The following is a 20,512-nucleotide window of genomic DNA, read 5'->3' as shown; positions in this document are numbered from 1 at the left end:
AATACGCTTCTCTTTTTAACTCTGGGGAATAATATCTCTCTTCTCCAAAAATTTTTTTAGCATAGTTATCTATATCTGCTGGGAAAAAATCTCCATCGGTAAAGTCATAATTATAATAATGTCTTATAAATTCTTTTCCCACATCATTAAAGAAAGACTTTCTTAAATCTCCTTTTAATCTAACTTTTATAAACTCTCTTAAATCAATAAAATCTTGAGAAGTGTATTTTTCAAGTTCTTTACCATAAGCTTTTAAGAAGTTATCACTTAGAAAACTATTCTCCATAGCCCAACGAAGAAAAACAGCCAAGTGATTATATATATTTATCTCATCAACCTCTATTCCTTTAGAATAATAATCTCCTAAATGCCAGTCTGCAGAATCCATAATATCATCTTGCATTTCTTTCTCTTCCTCACTGTATTCAAGAACTTTTTCCCTATTCATATCTATAACAAAACCTATTTTTTTCTCAACATCTAATAAAAGTAAATTTTTCATTCCATTTTTTAAAGCAAAAGTGTATTCCTCATCATATAATGGAACTATTTGATAAAATTGTAAATTTCTATTTTCAAGTTTTAAAAATCCTGAATTTTCTTTTTTCATCTCAGGATATAGGATAGATACTGCACTTAATTTTGTATTAGAAGAAAATGGTTCAAAGTTATTTTCTAAATGTCCCCATTCATATGCGAAAAAGTAAGTAAATGGAATATATGCTAAGTGGATTAACTCATCTATTGCCCAAATATAGTTTTTATCATCAAAATTCCAATCAGGAGGTAAAGAAATCATAAGCTCTGCAAAACTTGAAAAATTTTCATTATTTTGATTATACATCTTATATTCTCCTATTCCAAGAGTGATAAGAGTATAATATGGTTTTTCTTTTGTAGGATTTATTTGAGCTACATCTAAATATAAGTCATCATAACCAACATCTTGGTATATTTTTTCTATTCTTCCAAAATTTTCCTCTATAAACTTTATAATTTCTATTCTTTCATTTTGCGTATACTCCATAACAATACCTCCATAAATCTAATAAGCTTTAAAATTATAAATTGGGGTTACTGTTCTTCTTTTTTCATAAATTTCTCCTTAAAGTCTTTCTAAATATTAGTTTTTCTAAAGCTTACAACTTTTCAAAAATTAAATAAATTTTATCTCCCTATCCTGCCAATCCGTTAAGCGAAAAATTTCCGTCCTCTTCTATATAACATTCTATACAATGTCCAGCAAAATAATCTGGTTCAAATACTAAGTAAATAGATATAAACTCTAGTTCTCCATCTAAACCAATAGTAGCTCCTATTCCTCCTCTACAACTAATACTTTTTTCAAAATCTTCCTCTGTAATAGGGATATGAACCTCGTCATCATCTATTAAATAATATCCCTCTTTTCCTTCCACTTTTTCAGCTCCTGCTATCCACTCATTTGCCAATTCTATATAATCTTTCTCTTTTAAAAGTTCTATGAGTTGATTTCTATTATTTTCAGCTTTTTTCAATAGAGGATTCAAATTTTTTAAACTCTTTTCTATAACTTCTCTAATTTCCTTTTCTGAAAGTTCTTTTTCATCTTTTATATTGTAGTCTAAATCTAATGTTACTCCTATTTCTTCTTCCCAAAACTCAAAATAAGTTGAACAAATATATCCCCATTCATTTTCTTCTATTTCAAAATCTTCTACTCTTAACTTTTCCATATTCCACCTCTAATTAAAGAAATTTTTTATCTCTTTTCTCTTATCCAAAATTTTAAAAAGTTCGTCCATATCCAAATCAAACATCTTACTACTCTCATCTATCTTAGAAAAATAGTAGTTTACTTTCTCTACTCCAAAATCTTTTTCTAATTCTCCCCATTTCTCTTTAGCAAGTGGGACAAAAGCTAAGGTGTCACTTCCCAAACTCTCCATAAATAATCTTATTTCATACTCTGGCTGTATTACCTTATTCAAAGTCTTTATAGTAGTATCTCTGTCAGATCCTTCCTCATTAGGATAAGATATTTTATAGTCTTCACCGTTCCATTCTATAAATATTTCAAATCCCATTTGATTATCAGCATCATCAATTTTTCCAATAAGTTTTCCAGATTGAATTATATTCTCTATATAATTAATTATATCCTCGTTTTATTCTCTCCAATCTATCCAAATAAGCTTTGTACAATTTTCACATAATTTTTCAAAACTTTCTCTATCTTCATTTTTTAAAAATTCTTTTATATAGTTCATAGTTAATCTCCTTTTTCTAGTAACATTGAAGAATTAACCATACATTATCAAAGTTTCTATTTTTTAAATCCTCTTTTCTAATATTAAAATATATCTTTCCACTATCTCCAAAAGATAATCCATAATCTTCAAACTCAAATTCACTCATTTGCATAAGCATTATCCAATCTTTAGCATTTTCCTTTATCTCATTTTTTAAATCTCCATATTCTATAGGTGCAGAGCCATAATAAAGCTTTTTTCTAGCAACTCCCTCACACTCTTCAAAATAGTCTCCTTGAATAAGTTCTGGGTGTCCTAAAAGTTTTGTGGTATCACTTTTATATCCTAATTCCTCTAAATCTTTTTCAAACTCTTTCTCTTTTCTTTCAATTTCCTCATCACTATCCTCATCATCATAGTAATCAAAAAAGTCAATAGGATAGTCATTCATACTTTCAAAATCTATTTTAGCTTCAGGAATTATACAATCCTTTTCCATATCCTCTGGAAAATCAGTAGATACTAAATCTTCTATCTCTCCATCATAATAGAAAACTCTTGCACTTCCTCTATCATTAGGAGAAAATCCCCAAGTCATAGTCAGTAACTCATAGAAGAAATACAGTATTCCCTTCTCTGGCAAAAGACTTTCTTTATCATATTTATGTACCTCTTCACAATTAATTTGCATTAAGAATGAAAGTGGTCTATTTTCAACTCTTTCTTTATAATCCTCTCCATTATAATAATACCATTGAAAATCTTTAGGTAAATCAGGTTTCCCTCCAATTTTTGAACTTCCTTTAGGAATTTTTTCACTATTTTCTTCGTTATAATTTATTACTATTGCATTTCTTTTCAAAGGCTCTAACTTTTTTTTATCTAGCATATAACCACCTCTAATCCCACCAAAAATACCAAACACTAGAATCTACCAAACTACCAGCTAATAATCCAAGAGTATCATAACTTTGGTCTATATCAGGGCAATATCCATACATCTCTATTGCTACTTCCATAGCTTCATCTTCTGTTTTTATAACTTTCTCAACTCTATACTCCACTACATCATGTGTCATACTAATTGGTACAGCTCCATACTTTTCAAACCAATACCTTGATACTGCCATATGTTCTGAAGTAGTAGGACACTCATTCCAATTTCCCATTGGCAACCAAGCAAATATTTCCCAAGGATTTTTAACAGGAACTTTTACTATAAATAGTTCAACAGGTTCTTCTGTTTCAAAATCTAAAAATCCTATTGGCGAGTTAAGTTTATCTTCTCCGCTATCTTCAAATTCCCCTACAAACTCTCCTAATATTTCTTCTTCCCAATCCATCTCATCATCTTCAGCTTCCTCTTTTCTTCTAGCTATTAAATCTTTCAATATATTTTCTCCACCTTCTGAATAGATAGAAGAGATATATTTTTCTCTGTATTTTCTTACATCTTCTATATTTAACTCTTCATCATCTGATATATTAAAAGACAAACATTCTAAAAGAGTTTCATCAACAGTTACAATAACAGGGAAATATTCTTTCTCTCTACCCTCTTTAGTGTATTTCTCAAATTTTTCCATTATCTCTTCATAGCTATTATTAGGAAAATATTCATACTCACAATCGAAAAATTCTACAAATTCCTTCGCTAAGTCACTCATATTTAACATAATTATTCCTCCTCCTCTTCTTCAGAATATTCTCTTTCAATATCTATAAAGTGAATATAGAATCCACAAAGTTCTCCTTTTTCATCATATCCAAAGTAGCAAGGATAATCGCCATCTCCCCAACCTGATGCGAAAATAGGAATATTTAACTCTGTATTAGGAATTATCCAATTAGCCCAATCTCCGCCATCTCTTTGATATTTAGGGAATTTTTTAAAACTTTCTTCTAATAGTTCTTCAAAAATATCATTATAAGGATTATCTGCCTCTTTCTCCTCTTCAAGTTTTTTCCAATATTTTATATATTCCTCTTGAGATTTTTTATCTGCTACACAGCCCATTCCTGCATCTACACCAAACTTATAAAACTCATCTTCGCTAGCTTCATCCATTCCCCTTTCATTTCCTGTTACAGCTAATTCATAAACCACTGGCTTATTTTTATTAAACTCAACTTTTACACAAGCATATCTATCTCCGTAAGTTTCACTTGGAACAACACAAATTTTTATAGGAAATTTTCCAACAGGAGTTCTTTGAATGAATGTCTTTGCACAGTCAAGTTCTATCAATGGATCACAAGCTAATATATCTCCAGTTGGCAAGTCTAAATTTCCAATCTCCAAAGTATCAACTTCCATTTCACCTATTTTCTTCTCAGTAAAATAACTTTCTAAATCTCTCTTACATCTAAATTTTTGCTTATTTCTCTCATACATAATTTTCCATTCAGCGTTTCTTTTTTCATCCATATTTTTTATTCTCCCTTATTTAAATAGTAAATTTCTCACACTACATTGATTAATAAAAAATCTTTCAGTTAATATTTTTCTTGTATAATAAGCATCCCTTAATTTTATTCAGTACGAGTATAGTATAAAAATAGCATTTGCGCAAAATATTTTTTGAAAAATAAAATGATTTTTTATCAATTTTATAATAATCCATTTATTTACCCTGCCAGTATTTTATTCAAAAAAGTCATGCTTATTTCAGCATGACTTTATAATTTTCTTCTTTTTATTTTCAACCCTAAATCTTATACTTCTCCTTAGATAGAAACTGTATCAAAATATTCAATGCAATTAAAAATGATATTACATCACTTAGTGGCTGTGCTACTATTACACCAAATTTTCCAATTGAATTTGACAGTATCAGCAGTGCAGGAATATAGATAATTCCCTGTCTACAAGCTGCAATGAATAATGACCAGCCATATCTTCCAATATTTTGCATAAACATGCTAATCAAAGCATAGAATCCTATAAATGGCAAACTCAACGATTGATATTTTAAGATAGTTGCTCCAATATCAATAACTTTTCTATCATATAGAAAAATCTCAATACATCTATCTGCAAAGGTCACAATAGCTACTGTTGACAGAATCAGATACACTGTTCCCACTCCCAGACTGTATATAAATGCCTTTTTTATTCTCTCATATTTTTTAGCACCAAAATTCATTGCACACACAGGTTGAAAAGCCTGCTCCCAACCTATCACTATAAGAATAATTGCAGTGATAATCTTAGTACTCACTGTCATAGCAGCTACTAAACCAGCTCCATAATTTATAGAGATTCTATTTAATAAAATAAGTGATATACTTGTCAAAGATTGTCTTGAAAAATTAGGTGTTCCACCAATGAAAATATGTCTTATTCTTTCAGCAGTAAATTTAACATTAAATAACCTTATATTCAAATTGGACTTTAAAAAAAATAATAATATAATACTGCCCAGTGTCTGACCTGCTACTGTTGCATATGCAGCTCCCTGAAATCCCATACCAAAATAAAAAATAAATAGTGGATCAAGAATGATATTTGCAAGCATCCCTGTTAACATCCCAATCATACCCTCTGTAGGACTTCCACATAGCCTTAATTGGTTATAGGCACATATTGAAAAAATTGTAAAAGGTGCACCTAAAGCAACTATTTTTAAATACCCAATTGTATATTCAAGTATTCCAGAAGAACTCCTTCCAATAAGAAAAACAGATAGTCTCTCTGTAAATAGAAATACAAAGAGCAGAATAATAACTCCTATCAAAATAGAAAGTGCAATAGCAAGAGTTGAAGTTTCCTCTGCTTCATCTAAATCCTCTTCTCCTATTTTTTTAGACATATAATTTCCACTGCCATATCCTATTAAAAAACCAGTAGCCTGGATAATGCTCGTAATAGTAAAACTCACTCCTATAGCTGCAATCATCATCGGATTACCCAATAGCCCAATAAAGAATGTATCTGTAATGTTATATATAACTGTAATAAGCATTCCCAGTATAGTTGGAATAGAGAGCTTAATGAGAAGCTTCATAATCGGTGCTGTGAGCATATACTCCCGTTTGGCAAGAATTTTATTATTTGATCTATCCATTTTTTACCTTCACCACCATTCCAGTGTTTCCATCCACTTTATTATATCCCATCTCCCTATAATACAGTTTACCATGTTTTTTTGCACTTTGCTTAGGGAAAATAACTGGGATTAATACTTTAACAAAAATTTAAAAATGGATGCCATCTGTATATACAGTAAGGCATCCATCACTATTAGCTTTTATAAATTATACTCTCTTATTCCTTAAAATTTCTCTGATAGTTGTTCAAAATTATTAGAAACTTCAAATTCTATATCTGGTGAAATTGCTTCAAAATGTTTTTTTCCACAAGAAATCTTCATATTTTCTACTCCTCTTCTCTCTTCCTCAAATATTGAACCTTTTGTTTCAACAATAAAATATAACTTCTTCTCATCCTTGGATAAATCAGGTTTTATAAGTACTGCCCAGTCAGGATTATAATTACCTAAAGGAGTAGGAATCTTAAACCATCCAGGTAATTTGGTATAAACAATAACATTTTCGTTATTTTCCAAACCTTTAGCAAAACTACGCTCTATTTCAGAATCAACGACAATATTTGTATATGGAGATTTAGAACTCTTAACCATATTCCCTTCTTTACTCATTTCTGTTTTTAAATATCCAAAAAGTTCACTCTCTTTAAAAATTTCCTGTGAGTAATATTCTGTATCTCCTATTTTTTGATATTTTATTCCATCAACTATAAATGATCTCATAGTTCTTTTTATTATATCGCTTACTTGTTCTAAATAATATTGGGGATCCTTTTTAAAACTCTCTAATGTTTTTGTTCTTGTTAATATATCAACTATGCTTCTTCTTGTAAGGTTTGTTTCATTTTGTAAAAAAGTAATTATATCTGGAAGCTTATACCTACTCTTTAGTGAAACATCTTCTTGTTCTGAACAAGTATAATTTTCCTGTATTCCTCCTTTACTTATTGCCAACCTTGTCTTTTCAAATAAAAATTTTTCATTTGGGATATAAAGTTCATTGTCTATATTCTCTATACATTTTTCTTTTAATTTATCTCCATTGAAATCAACCTGGTAACTTGTTTTGTATTTAATCTTATCCCATAATTGTTTAAAATCATCTTTTAAAAAGACTTCTTTATTTACTCGAATCTGTTTTTTATCATCAGCATTTTTAATTATTAATTTTCCTGCACTCATTTTCAGTTTCTTCTCAATAGCAGGTCTCATTACCTCAAATTCATCTGGCAGTTTCAATCTGTCATCTTTTAAATCTTTTTTTAACTTGTTTTTAGGATTTCCTTTCTCATCAATATATTCCTCTGCAACTAAAAAATCATATATTTTTTTTGAATTTTCATGTCCTAAATATATCTCATTACCATTTTCTATCTTAGTAACAATATTTGAGAAAATAAAATTTTCTATTACTCCAAATTTTATCTTTTCATCCTCTTCCATCTCTTTTTGCAGTGTTTCAACAAAACTCTCATATGACTCATTTGCCATTACCGTAAGAGTATTTACATCAAATCCTCTAACTCTCTCACCATTTTGATTTACTGCTATTCTAAGCCCTCTCCCTATTTCCTGTCTTTTTTTCATTTCAGACGTTGTTTCATTAAGAGTACATATTTGAAATACGTTAGGATTGTCCCATCCCTCTTTTAATGCAGAATGTGAAAAGATAAAAGATAGTGGTTCATCAAAACTCAATAATTTTTCCTTATCCTTCATTATCTTATTAAATGTGTCATCGTCAGCATTTGTATTTCCTTTAGTATCTTTTTCCTCAAAGTATTCCTTTCCACTTGCGCTTTTCTTTTTATCTGCTGAAAAATATCCATCATGTGCTTTTTCAGCTCGTAGATACAATGGAACTGACTGATCTCCCATTTGTGAATATTCAGGCATTTCCAGAAGTTTATTATATTCTTCTTCAAACATCAATGCATATTTACCCTTTTGAGGTTCTCCAGTTTCAGGGTCATAAGTTCTATAATTAGCAACTCTATCAATAAAGAATAAAGATAAAACCTTTATATCTCTATTTTTTAATCTTATCTGTTTGTCAAAATGCTCTTGAATAGTTTTTCTTATCTGTAGTCTTTTTATAACATCGGGGTTTTCTCCTCCATTTACCTGTCCCAACACAAGTACTACTTTTCCAAGATCTATATATGACTGACTTGGATCCTTCTCATCATATGTAATCTCATTTACAAAATATCCATCATATATATCTCTTTTTGCTTTTTCTTTTAAATCATCACCTAATTTAACATTGATTTCTTTTCTTTTGACACCTTTTCCACTTTTTACATCCATTTCAAGTCTGGCACTTATTCCAGATTTAGTAGCTTTTATATTTACCACTTTAATGTATTCTGTATTGGCATTTTGTGTAAGTCCAACTGTAGCAACCTCTATCTGTTTTACCAGTTTTCTCTCATATGCTGCTATTGAATCCAGCTTAAATACAGAATTATATTTATCTTTGTGAGTGGCAGAGTATCTTAATGTACAGAGTGGATTTAATTCACTTATTGCATTTTTAGCTTTTTCAGTTTCCATATTTTGCGGTTCATCTATTATCAATATAGGATTACACTGCTGGATATAATCAATTGGTCTATATCCATTTGCCTGATCTCTTTCCTGTTTTATAATATTTGTATCTTTATTAAAAGCATCTATTGTTATAATCATAATCTGAATTGAATCATTTACTGCAAAATTTCTTATCATATCCAGCTTTTTAGAATCATATATAAAATAATCGTAAGGAACATTATCATATAATGATTTAAAATGTTCTTTCGTAATTTCAAGAGTCTTATAAACTCCCTCTTTTATAGCTATTGATGGCACTACTATTATAAATTTAGTAAAGCCATATCTTTTATTCAATTCCATTATAGTTCTAATATATACATATGTTTTTCCTGTCCCTGTTTCCATTTCAACAGAAAAATGATAGTCACTATTTTTCAATTTTGTTGTTTTAGCAACACAATTTTTAATTTGTATCTCATTTAAGTTCTTTAAAATCTCTTCAGGAAAAAGCAAAAGTGAGTTACCTATTCCAAGCTCATTTTCTTCAACTCCCAGTTTCATTTGCCCTCTCTCTTTTTCAACATTGAAAAGACAAGTGTTCTTTTCTTGCCCTGAAAATAAATCTACTATAGAGTTAACAGCTTCTATCTGATAATCCAAGTTTTCTTCAAATTTTATCTTCATAACCTACTCCCCTTATATGCTTCTTACTTCTTTAATACCTATTTGCTCTAATCTTGTCATCATGTTAGTCTTATCTTCATCATTTTCAAATGCGGAATCTCTTAATACTACCATTGTCTTGAAATCCTCATCTATTTCAAGTAAGTTTTGGTATTCTTCACATATAGAGTTAATTACATCCATATTAATCTCTTTATCAAGATTAATTAGTATAGTTCCACCGCCTATTGAGTAAAAATGATCATGTTCAACTATAGGTACATTTAAATCCAGACCATATTTTAAAAGAACCTCGTATAATATATCTAAAGAAGTTCTATCGGATTTTATATTTTCTATAGATGCATATAAAGTTTGTTTTAAATCTTCTGCTTCACTATCCCATTCTTTAATATTTGAAGAATCAAGCTTGAATACTTTAAATCCTATGTCAGGTAATTTTTTAGACTCTTCTCCCAGTTTTAATTGAGCATTCTCCTTTTGAAGCTCATCTTTTATCATCTCTCCAGCTCTTCTAATTCTCTCTTTTCCTATCTCACAAATATTTTTATACCCTTCCTTATATGCTTCAGATTTTTCATCACAAGGTTCAGGTAATTGAACCATTATATATCTTCTATTTCCTCCATCTTCTGCATTAAGTTTCATTACTGCATGAGCTGTTGTTGCTGAACCTGAGAAGAAGTCTAGAACAATTATATTTTTTTCATAATTTGCCCATTCCATCAATTGTTTAAGTAGTCTCACTGGTTTTTTACCATTTTTAAATTTCAGTTGACCTTCATCGTCAATATTCCTCATATCGTAATGGAAACCTTTCCATAAATCACCTCTTGCACTGGCTCTACAATATTCTGAAAAATAATTATCTGTTTGATGTAAAGCTTCAGAAAATGATTGATAGTATCTAATACTTCCTGTCTTAGTTTTAAATAAAATTAAAGAATTATATCTTATTATTCCTATTTTATCTAACTCCTTTAAATATTCATCTGGTAAAGTAGTAGTATAAGGCTGGTCAGTATATAAAATATTACTTATTTCAAAATTTATAAAATCTTTAAACTTAGAATCTAACTTCATAAGTTTACTAATATTTTTTAGTTTCAATTTTAACTCAAATTTTTTAAACAAGTCTTTTACCCAATCTATATTTCTTAAATATTCTGCAAAAGCGATTGTTTTTAAATCTTCTGTAATAATTGTCTTATAATGCTCATCATACATTTCATTCATTTTATCATACAATGGCTTTCGTTCTACACTTCTAGAATTATTCTTCGAATATACTAATATATAATCTTTTGTTTTTACAAATGTTTTTCTTACATGAGAAGCTTTTGTACCAAATATTTCTCCTGTTTCAATTGTTAAATTCGAAATTAAATTTTCCTCTCCAAAAATCTCATCACATATTTTTTTTAGATTTACCAACTCTTTATCATCTATTGATATAAAAATAACGCCATCATCTGTTAAAAGGTTTCTAGCAAGTTTTAATCTTGGGTACATCATATTTAGCCAATCTGAATGGTATCTACCATTAGTTTCTTTATTAGTAGTTAACGAGTACCCCCCCCCCCCGTACTATTTTCGCACACTTGACCTGTTAATTCCAAATAATTCTGAACACTATCTCTAAAATTATCTCTATATATAAAATCATTTCCAGTATTATATGGTGGATCTATATATATCATTTTTATTTTCCCGTGATATGATTTTTGCATAAGCTTTAATACTTCTAGGTTATCTCCTTCAATATATAGATTTTCTGTATCATCCCAGTTTTTAGAATCTTCTTTAGAAGGTCTTAATGTCCCTGTACTTACCTGCTGAGCCACTTGTCTTGCTTTTGTTTTTCCTTTCCAGGTAAATGAGTACCTTTCTTTACTATCCTCTATCTTTTCTCCTAATAAATGTTTTAATACTGTAAAATCTACTTTTCCCTCTGTAAATGCTTCAGGAAAAATCTCTTTTAATTTTTCAATGTTATCTTGCACTATATCCATGCTTCTTCCCTCTAATTTTTTCATACATATCTCCTTTTATTTTTTTATAATATAATTTCTTTCTTTTATTTTCTTTAATAATTCATTTTGAATTTTCACTACTCTATTAACTTGTGTTTCCTTTTTTCTCAACATTTTCAGTTCTTCAATCTCTCTATTTAAGGTTTCAAGTATCTCTATATCCTCTTTCTCTATATCTTCACAATCTTTACCTAAATTTATAATTCTTACTTTTTCAACGATACTTTCGTAAAAAGACTTCATATTTCCTGAGCTTAAATTTTTATAATCAAACTCCTTAAGTCTTTCATTTTCTTTATCTAACCAATCAGTATTATAAATTTGTACAATCTCAACTCTATTATTTCCTACTTTCTTAATTGCTGTTGATATAAGTATTTCTGAATCACATTCCATCATAAAGACTGTTGCTTTTGGAATTAATTGATGCAAAAGCTTAGATACTGTATTCTCTTTTCCCTTTTCTTTTAATATCACTCGAATAAAATGTATCTCATCGTATCTTTCTTCATCTCTTACATATTTTTCAATATTACTATTTTCATAATTTAATGCATATTCGTATCTAATTTTTCCAACATTTTCTATAAATATTCTTTTAAATTTTTCATCAGCTTCTGCATTTCTATAAATTATCTCTTTTGGGATATTTTTATCCACTTTACATGCTTTTGGCAGATTAAAAATTATCACTTTTATACACCCCTATTTTATTACTAAAAATGATATTAATTCAAAATCATCCATATTCTGTACTGAACTATTTAGTACGGTTTCGTCAAAACTAAAGAGACTATCTAACCCTTTTTCTTCCTCTTTTCCAACAATATTTTCAACTGTTCTTTCTAGGAAATTTGTAAATTTACTCATATCTTTGGCATTATTTGTCTCCTTATTAAATTCATTTATTAAAGATGGATATAATTCCTTTTGTCCAACACATACTTTTTTATAGATATCCAAAATCTTTTTGCTTTGAATAAAGTTAAAAAGAATTTCCCCATTTTCTTTAATATAAACTAAAAAATAAGGATTTAGCACATTATAAACACTAGGCTTTATATCCTGATTTATCTGTCTTAGGCAGAATATAACCCCTTTTTCAGCTTCTTCTAAATTGCTCTTAGCAATTGCATACATCCCAGTTGGTGCCTTCTTTAAAATCTCTTTATTGTGTTTCATATAGTTAACAAGATCCATTTTAAAGTCATTAAAAGTAAGATCCGTTATAGATATTCCACCATTTATATCCTCTAAATCCACTACTTTATCCTGAAGTTGCTTCAACTGTTTCTTTCTATACTCAAGGTCATTCATGCCATCGTTATCCACAATTACATTTTCCTCTCCTGTAGCAGACATATCCAGCATAACCATTCTTCCACTTACTCTTGACTCAAGATGAATATACTCATCCAATTCCATATTTGGCCAAAAATTTACAAGTTGAATTACATCATTTTTAGATCCAATTCTGTCAATTCTACCAAACCTTTGGATTATTCTTACTGGGTTCCAATGAATGTCATAGTTAATTAGATAATCACAATCCTGCAAGTTCTGACCTTCAGAAATACAATCAGTTGCTATTAAAATATCAATTTCCGGCTTATCCATCTCCACTCTCTCCTTAGAACGTGGAGAAAAATTAGTAAGAATATTATTGAAATCCATCCTTATTCCTTTCAGATTTGTCTTTGGATTATCACTACCAGTTACCAAGGCAGAATACAGTCCAAAATCATCATACAACGGTTTTGATAGATGATTATATAGATATTTTGCAGTATCAGCAAATGCAGTAAATATAATGATTTTTTTATTATCTGGATTTAATGGATTATTTAATTTTTCCTTTATCAATACTTTTAGTTCTTTTAATTTCTGGTCTCTTCCAGCTGTAATTTTAAAAGCTTCTTTTAACAGCCTCTCTAAAATATTTTTATCCTCTTCAAGCTCAGATCTCCATCTAATTTGATCTATATCCTGTATTAGAACTTTTACATTTTTACTTCCTATCATCACACTATCTAATCTTGGGTCATCTATATCAAATTCATCTAAATCAAAATCTTCATCTACATCTTCAAAATTATCAAGTTTCTTTAAAGCTATATCTATATTTTGAAGAATTTTAGATATTGTAATACCAAAAGAATAAATAGAACTTTCCATTCTCTTTAAAATATTTACTCTCATTAGATGAACTAAGCTTTCCTCTCTATCTACCTGCTTAAATATTGACTTACCTGTATTAGTGTCATACCTTTTACTATATTCTGCTACTTTACTTGGAAGAACATATTTAATAGGAGAATATATTGCCAAATTCAAACTTCTAATAAGTCTATTTAATTCTGAAAGAGGAATAAACTCATTTTTAATGTCAATATCCGCCTTTATATTCAGTGGTTTTAATCTTTTTGGAAATTCACCAATACTTGAGGTATCATAATATTTCTGAATATGCTTTCTGCTTCTTGCTATTGTTAGCATATCTAAAAGCTTAAAATAATCTATTTCCAGTAATTCAAGAAGATCTTCTATTTTTTTACTCTCTTCAGGAAGTTCATTCCATTTATTAAATACCATTTGTGCTTTTCTCAGGGTCTGCTCTATACTTCTTATTCCATAAGCACTTAAAGCTGAATCATCCCCCTCAGTGGCAAAAGCAATCTGGTTTTTCAAATCATTCATTTTATTATTAACTGGTGTAGCAGAAAGCATTAGAACTTTTGTTTTTACACCTTTTTTTATAATCTGATTAAGAAGTCTCGAGTATCTTGTCTCTTTATCATCTTTTTTATTATTATTGTTTCTGAAGTTATGTGATTCATCTATTATTATTAAATCGTAATTTTCCCAATAAACCTTTTCCAGGTTAATCTCTCCACTATATCCTGTGTATCTTGATAAATCTGTATGATTTAGTACGTCATAATTTAACCTATCTTTTTCTAAAATATTATCTCTTCTATTTCCCTTATATGTTAACCAGTTTTCTCTTAACTTTTTAGGGCACAATACAAGAACTCTGTTATTTCTAGATTCATAGTACTTAATTACAGCCAGAGCTTCAAATGTCTTTCCAAGTCCTACAGAATCTGCTAATATACAACCATTATATTTTTCAAGTTTGTCTATAATCCCTAAAACTCCATCTTTTTGGAAATTATATAGCTTATTCCACACAACACTTTCTTTAAAACCTGTTTTACTTTTAACAATATCTTCTTCAGTTAAATTTTCTAAGTAATCTTTAAAAACATTATATAAAGTAACAAAATATATGAACTCTGGATTATTTTCCTTATAGACTACCTCTAGACTTTCTAACAGGAATTTTTTGACATCTTTGGCTTTATCTTTGTCATTCCAAAGCATATCAAATTGAGATAACATCTGCTGAGTATATAATGAACTTTTCACAAATGAGTTCATATCCAACTTAGTTGATGGTACTATTCCAAGTCCTCCAGAGGTAAAATCCGAACTTCCTATAATACAAGAATTCTCTTCATTTTTGTTTTCCATAAGGTACATTTTTTGTGGTAGGGGATACTCTTCATCATAAGCTCTTACTTCTACTTTTTCTTTTATCCAATTTGCACATTCTTTTGCTATTTCAGATTGTTTGAGCTCATTTTTCAGTTTCATTTCATATCTATCTCCAACAAGTCCTCTTTCATAGCTTCCACTTAATTTAAATTCCCTATTTATATCTTTTTTGTTTTTTATAAATGTTGGCTCTGAAAACAAAAGCCTCAAATTAGTGATTTTATTTAATTCTTTTTTTAATTCAGCATAAGCATATATAGTAAAATATGCAGAAATGATTGATAATTTAGTTCCAGTTTTAATATTTTCTTTTAATTTATCAATAACTTTTCCCTGTGTTTTATTATCTAAAATTTGCATATCCATAACTCATATTCCCCTTTTTATATTTATATCAATAAATGATTATTTATTAACAATTATACCATACTTTTGGGATTAAAATTAAAATATGTACTTGAAAAAATTTTGTCTTTTTATAATGAAATACATCTAGTTTAATTTAATTAAATTAAAAAAATATATATTAAAAATACTTATAAAAAAAAGATGACCTTTTCATACCTAAATGGTAAAATATAAATAGAAATAATATAATTTAAAAAATAAGCAGGATTAAGACTCATGAAGAATTAGACTTATTGAATCTTGTCATTAGATATTTTATAAGGAGTTTACTATGAAGGAGAAATATAAATCAGTAGATGAATACATGCGAGATATGTTAGTTAGAATGGCACACCATTCAACGGCAATTGAGGGAAATACCCTTACACTTGCAGATGTAGGATCAATTCTAATCAATAACTATATTCCTAAAGCAATGTCTGAAAAGGAGTATAATGAAGTGAACAATTACAGGAATGTTTTTCCAATTTTATTAAATAGCTATGACAAAGCTTTTACTCCAGAATTAATAAAAAGCTATAACAAGGCTGTAATGCTAAATTTACGAGAAGATGCTGGTGAATATAAGAAAAATGAAAATATAGTGTTAGGAGCTAAATTTCAACCTGCAAAACCATCTCAGGTACCTTTATTAATGAAAGATTGGTGTGATAACTATAATTTCAGAATGAAGAATGCTAAAAGTGATGAGGATAAAGTATCTATTATTTTAGAATCTCATATAAAGTTTGAGCAAATACATCCTTTTGCAGATGGGAATGGCAGAACAGGAAGATTACTGATGGTTGATTCATGTTTAAGAGAAAATTTAATTCCAATAATTATTCCTAAATCGGAAAAAAACAGGTATATTAATTACTTAGCCAATGAAGATGTAAAAGGCTTTACTGAGTGGGTTATAGAACTTCAAAAGAGAGAGTTAGAAAGAATTGCAATGTTTAAAAAGGAGCTGTTGCATTTATAAAACTGTAAAAATAAAATTCTCGGCATTAGAAATAGTTACGTTATTTATGAAGCGAAACAGAATACGGAAAATTTGACTGTTTGAACGAAGTGAGTTTCAAATTTTCTTTCTGTAAGCAATATAAATAGAAACTATTGATAGCTTAGAGGATTTTATCTTTTACAAATTTGCAACAGCCCCTTTTTATTCACTCTTAAATCTTATCAGGATACTTAACAACTTCCATAAGCTTTTTACAGAAGTATTCAAGTCCCTCTCTATCAGCATCACAAAATCTCTTAAATAAAGGACTGTCAATATCTAAAACTCCTATAATTTTATCCCCTTTCCAAAGTGGAATAACAATTTCAGAATTAGAGTTACTGTCACATGCAATATGCCCATCAAACTTATGTACATCTTCTACAACAAGACTTTTTTTCTGAGCTACTGCAGTTCCACATACACCTTTTCCTATCTCAATTCTAAAACATGCAAGTTTTCCCTGGAATGGTCCAAGCATCAGACTTCCACCTTCAATTAAGTAAAATCCTGCCCAGTTTATATCCTCTATATTCTCCCATAAAAGTGCTGAAGAATTAGAAAATAGTGCTATATAGTGATTTTCTATCTCAGCTAACCCCTCTAACTGTTTTGTCATTAAACTATAATTTGTCTGACTCATCTTATCTTTCCTCCTCAATATAGATTTCTTTCGTAGAGTATACACGATTTTATCATATTTACAAATAAAAAAATAGCTTTTCATGACATTAATCTTGCCACAAAAAGCTATTTGTAGGTTATACTATTTTAACTTCTTAAGCTCTTCTCCTAATAATATTCCATGTTTTAATTCAACTTTGGCAAGCTCATTAAACATTTTTGCAATATCATCGTATCCTTCTTCACTTGCAACTTTTGCAAACATTGGATAGATTTCCTCTCCAGCTTTTTTCTCACCAGCTGAGAACATCTCCAAATGTTTTACAATATCCTCACGAGATTTATCTTTAAGAGCTTCTATCTCTTTTTCAGAGATCTTATGATTTTCTGCATCCTCTTTTAGATATTTTTTAAGTACATTCACATGTCCTCTTTCTTCAATTGAAAGCTGTTTGAATACCTTTCCAAGCTCCTCATTTCCCTCATTTAAAAGTTTTTCACTTAAAAAGATATATAATAGTTCCCCAGCAACTTCACCCTTATACGCATTGACAATATTACCATACGATTTTGAATTCTTAAATTCCATAATACTACCTCCTTGTCTTAACATCTTTAATTTTAATATCTATTTTTACATTTCTCTATTCTATTTAAACATTGTAATCTCTTCTGGATTTAATCTTATTGATTTATGAGGTTCCTCTATTCCCTTTCCAATAGCGATTATTATAACTGGAACATATCTTTCCTCATCAAGATTAAAAGCCTTGGCCAATTTATCTCCTTCAAATCCTCCTATTGGATTTGTTTCATATCCATGTGCTCTAGCTACTAACATTAATTGCATTGCAGCCAAACTTGAATCAATTTTAACTATATCATTCATTTTTTCTCTCGATGCATTCATATATTCTGGCATAAATACATCCATCAGTTCTTTTTTAACATCTTCAGGCATATATCCCTGTTTTACAGTCTCACTATATATTTGTTCTCCTTTTTCATAACATTTCATGTCACCAAAGATTATAATCATTGCTGAAGAAGTATCGTTCTGTCTTGTGTTAAATCTTATAAGTGGACGCAATGTTTTTTTAGCCTCTTCAGATTCAACTACCAGAAATCTCCAAGGTTGCATATTTACTGATGATGGAGCCTTAGTAGCTTCTTTTATCATCTCAAGCATTTCATCATGATTAATTTTAAAATTTTCATCAAACAGTTTAACTGAGTGTCTATTAAATACTATATCCTTAAAATCATTATGCATACTATCACCTTACTTTATAATTTTCTTACCATCGTTAAAAGCTTTTCCAACCTTTTCTCCCAAATTCCAATAAGCCATATTAACTGGATCAAATACTATAGGTTTCAATTTCTTTACATCAACTTTTGAATCAACTAATACTGATTCATCTATAGAGACATTAACTATCTCCCCTTTTAAAATCTCTGTATTATCATCATAAGATTTTACCTTACACTCCAAAGTCATTGGAAGTTCCTTTATAATAGGAGCATTGACAAATTCACTTTTTTCATGATGAAATCCAGCTTTTTCAAATTTATCTTTATCTTTATTTCCAGAAACAATTCCTACGTAGTCACAAGCTTCCATATACTCCTGTGTAGCTATACTTACTGTAAAAGCTCCTGTCTCTTTAATATTTGCAACAGTTTTATGTGTTTTAGCTAAACAAAATGAAATCTCATTTACCTCACTTATTCCTCCCCAGGCTGCATTCATAGCATCAGGCAATCCATTTTTATCATATGTCCCGATAATATAGACTGGTTGTGGATAACTCCATGGTTTTGCTCCAAAATTCTTTCTCATAATATTTCCTCCTAATTTAAACGTTTGTCTATTTCATCCAATATCTCAGATAATCTATCTATCTCTTCCTGACTAAGTGGAATAGGCACATTGCACTCAGTATCACTGCTGTTTTTTCTGCACTTTGCAAGTTCATCTTTTGCAAAATCTGTAAGTGATATTATAATCTCTCTGGCATTTTCTTCATTTCTATTTTTAGTTATATATCCCTTCTTCTCCAATATCTTAATATGTCTAGTTACAGCTGCAGGATCTATATCCAGGTGCTTTGCTATCTCTCTTTGCAGACACTCTCCATTCTCTTTTAAAAAAATCAGCATCTCATATCTAGTTATACTAAATCCCGTGACTTCCTCAAAGTTTTTAGTCATCTTCTGCTCTACACATCTCAATTTATGCAACATATTACTAAATGTTGTAAGTTTCATTTAAATCACTCCTACATATTCACTATTTGTGAAGTAAACCTTTTACCTCTTTTTCCATCCACTCTGAATCTCTAAATACAGCTCTTCCTACCCCTACCAGGTCACAGACATCTCTGTTTAGAATATCTACAATATCCTCTCCATGCTTAACTCCACCTGTAAGTATAACTGGGATATTCACTGCATCATGAATTGGCTTAGATATTACATCAAAATATCCTGGCTTAGTCTCTGTAATAGTGTAAAAACACATTCCTCCAGATATATCTATCACATCTATACCTGCCTTTTCAAATTCCTTTGCTGCAATTACAGAGTCCTCTTTAGATAATCCACCTTCCATAAAATCTCCAGCTCCCATTCTTATAAATAGAGGATATTCATTTCCAACTGCCTCTCTAATCCCTCTTATAATATCCAGATGAAGTTTTATTCTTCCATAGATATCCTTTCCATACTCATCTTCTCTTTTATTGCTAAGTGGTGATAAAAACTGATCTAAAAGGTATCCATGAGCTGAGTGAATCTCTACTCCATCAAATCCTGCTTCTTTAGCTCTTATAGCAGCTGCAATAAATCTGTCTCTTATATCCTCAATCTCTTTTCTACTAAGTTCCACTGGCATTTCAGGTTTATCTTTTCTTGATGGGTGCATCATTGCAGTAGGTGCAACTGGATCCATACCAATATCAGCTTTTTTAGCTGCACTTCCTGCATGAGAAATCTGAAGTATTGCAAGAGCATCACTGTTTTTAATCACTTTAGCAAGTTTACTAAGTCCTTCTATTGCACCATCCTCTGCAGCAGACATCTGGTTTCTGTGTGCCTTTCCTCTTTTATCTACAAAATTATGCTCAACTATAACTGCTGAAAAAAGTCTGTTCTTTGTTTTATCCTCATAATATTTTAAAATTTCCTCTGTAACATATCCATTATCATCGGCCTTTGCTGTAGCCATAGGTGGCATAACAACTCTATTTTTAAACTCTATATTTTTTTCTTTTACTCTATCATTTATCTTCATAACTTCCTCCTCTGATAAATTATCTTAAATAAAACCATATAATTGATAAGTCAACTATTGATAAATCAATTATATTATATATGACTGTTTATGTCAAGAAAAAAGTA

17 protein-coding genes and 1 pseudogene are annotated in these 20,512 nt (G+C 29.6%); 1 reads left to right on the top strand and 17 read right to left on the bottom strand.

All coding sequences use genetic code 11. From position 1 onward, the window contains the following. From IX290_RS07515 to IX290_RS07460, 11 genes and pseudogenes are all read right to left on the bottom strand, one after another. Positions 1–1,027: suppressor of fused domain protein (locus IX290_RS07515; protein ID WP_211492599.1), on the bottom strand; the 1,027-nt coding region annotated here is incomplete at its 3' end. Positions 1,028–1,175: 148 nt separating this feature from the next. Then, complete coding sequence (locus IX290_RS07510; protein ID WP_211492598.1) at positions 1,176–1,715, bottom strand: DUF2262 domain-containing protein; 540 nt, start codon at positions 1,713–1,715, stop codon at positions 1,176–1,178. Between the two features lie 9 nt (positions 1,716–1,724). Then, positions 1,725–2,066 carry a hypothetical protein gene (locus tag IX290_RS07505; protein WP_211492597.1) on the bottom strand — a complete coding sequence of 114 codons (342 nt, stop codon included), beginning with the start codon at positions 2,064–2,066 and terminating at the stop codon, positions 1,725–1,727. 199 nt (positions 2,067–2,265) lie between these two features. Continuing rightward, the gene (locus tag IX290_RS07500; RefSeq protein ID WP_211492596.1) at positions 2,266–3,120 is read right to left on the bottom strand and encodes a YwqG family protein; all 855 of its coding nucleotides are present in this window, start codon (positions 3,118–3,120) and stop codon (positions 2,266–2,268) included. 10 nt (positions 3,121–3,130) lie between these two features. After that, entirely contained in the window at positions 3,131–3,907 is a 777-nt protein-coding gene (locus IX290_RS07495) for a DUF4253 domain-containing protein (RefSeq protein ID WP_211492595.1), read from the bottom strand. A 2-nt stretch (positions 3,908–3,909) separates the two neighbouring features. Beyond that, the gene (locus IX290_RS07490; RefSeq protein WP_249168894.1) at positions 3,910–4,659 is read right to left on the bottom strand and encodes a DUF4241 domain-containing protein; all 750 of its coding nucleotides are present in this window, start codon (positions 4,657–4,659) and stop codon (positions 3,910–3,912) included. Positions 4,660–4,939: 280 nt separating this feature from the next. Next, positions 4,940–6,298 carry an MATE family efflux transporter gene (locus IX290_RS07485; protein ID WP_211492594.1) on the bottom strand — a complete coding sequence of 453 codons (1,359 nt, stop codon included), beginning with the start codon at positions 6,296–6,298 and terminating at the stop codon, positions 4,940–4,942. Positions 6,299–6,505: 207 nt separating this feature from the next. After that, positions 6,506–9,502, bottom strand: coding sequence for a DEAD/DEAH box helicase family protein (locus IX290_RS07480; RefSeq protein ID WP_211492593.1), 2,997 nt, complete (start codon positions 9,500–9,502; stop codon positions 6,506–6,508). 12 nt (positions 9,503–9,514) lie between these two features. Continuing rightward, positions 9,515–11,538 (bottom strand): annotated as a pseudogene (locus IX290_RS07475) (site-specific DNA-methyltransferase). 12 nt (positions 11,539–11,550) lie between these two features. Beyond that, entirely contained in the window at positions 11,551–12,228 is a 678-nt protein-coding gene (locus IX290_RS07465; protein WP_211492590.1) for a DUF4391 domain-containing protein, read from the bottom strand. Positions 12,229–12,240: 12 nt separating this feature from the next. Continuing rightward, the gene (locus IX290_RS07460) at positions 12,241–15,459 is read right to left on the bottom strand and encodes a helicase-related protein (RefSeq protein WP_211492589.1); all 3,219 of its coding nucleotides are present in this window, start codon (positions 15,457–15,459) and stop codon (positions 12,241–12,243) included. 313 nt (positions 15,460–15,772) lie between these two features. Here IX290_RS07460 and IX290_RS07455 point away from each other — a divergent pair, with 313 nt between their 5' ends. Further along, a complete protein-coding gene (locus IX290_RS07455) occupies positions 15,773–16,465 on the top strand; it encodes a Fic family protein (RefSeq protein ID WP_211492588.1) in 693 nt (230 codons plus the stop codon). A 193-nt stretch (positions 16,466–16,658) separates the two neighbouring features. Here IX290_RS07455 and IX290_RS07450 read toward each other — a convergent pair whose 3' ends face one another. The 6 genes from IX290_RS07450 to IX290_RS07425 form a co-directional block, all read right to left on the bottom strand. Beyond that, positions 16,659–17,129 carry a GAF domain-containing protein gene (locus IX290_RS07450; RefSeq protein ID WP_211492587.1) on the bottom strand — a complete coding sequence of 157 codons (471 nt, stop codon included), beginning with the start codon at positions 17,127–17,129 and terminating at the stop codon, positions 16,659–16,661. 123 nt (positions 17,130–17,252) lie between these two features. After that, positions 17,253–17,699 carry a ferritin family protein gene (locus tag IX290_RS07445; RefSeq protein WP_211492586.1) on the bottom strand — a complete coding sequence of 149 codons (447 nt, stop codon included), beginning with the start codon at positions 17,697–17,699 and terminating at the stop codon, positions 17,253–17,255. Between the two features lie 60 nt (positions 17,700–17,759). Then, a complete protein-coding gene (locus IX290_RS07440) occupies positions 17,760–18,383 on the bottom strand; it encodes a nitroreductase family protein (protein WP_211492585.1) in 624 nt (207 codons plus the stop codon). 9 nt (positions 18,384–18,392) lie between these two features. Beyond that, positions 18,393–18,953 (bottom strand): flavin reductase family protein, encoded by a 561-nt coding sequence (locus tag IX290_RS07435; protein WP_211492584.1) that lies wholly within the window; start codon positions 18,951–18,953, stop codon positions 18,393–18,395. A gap of 11 nt (positions 18,954–18,964) precedes the next feature. Continuing rightward, entirely contained in the window at positions 18,965–19,381 is a 417-nt protein-coding gene (locus tag IX290_RS07430; RefSeq protein ID WP_211492583.1) for a MarR family winged helix-turn-helix transcriptional regulator, read from the bottom strand. Positions 19,382–19,403: 22 nt separating this feature from the next. Continuing rightward, positions 19,404–20,405, bottom strand: a complete 1,002-nt coding sequence (locus tag IX290_RS07425; RefSeq protein ID WP_211492582.1) for an NADH:flavin oxidoreductase — start codon at positions 20,403–20,405, stop codon at positions 19,404–19,406. Between the last annotated feature and the right edge of the window lie 107 nt (positions 20,406–20,512).

Origin of the sequence: Fusobacterium sp. DD2, from assembly GCF_018205345.1 — a bacterium.
In the GTDB taxonomy this organism is placed as follows: Bacteria; Fusobacteriota; Fusobacteriia; order Fusobacteriales; family Fusobacteriaceae; genus Fusobacterium_A.
This window is presented reverse-complemented; position numbering and strand designations above follow the sequence as displayed.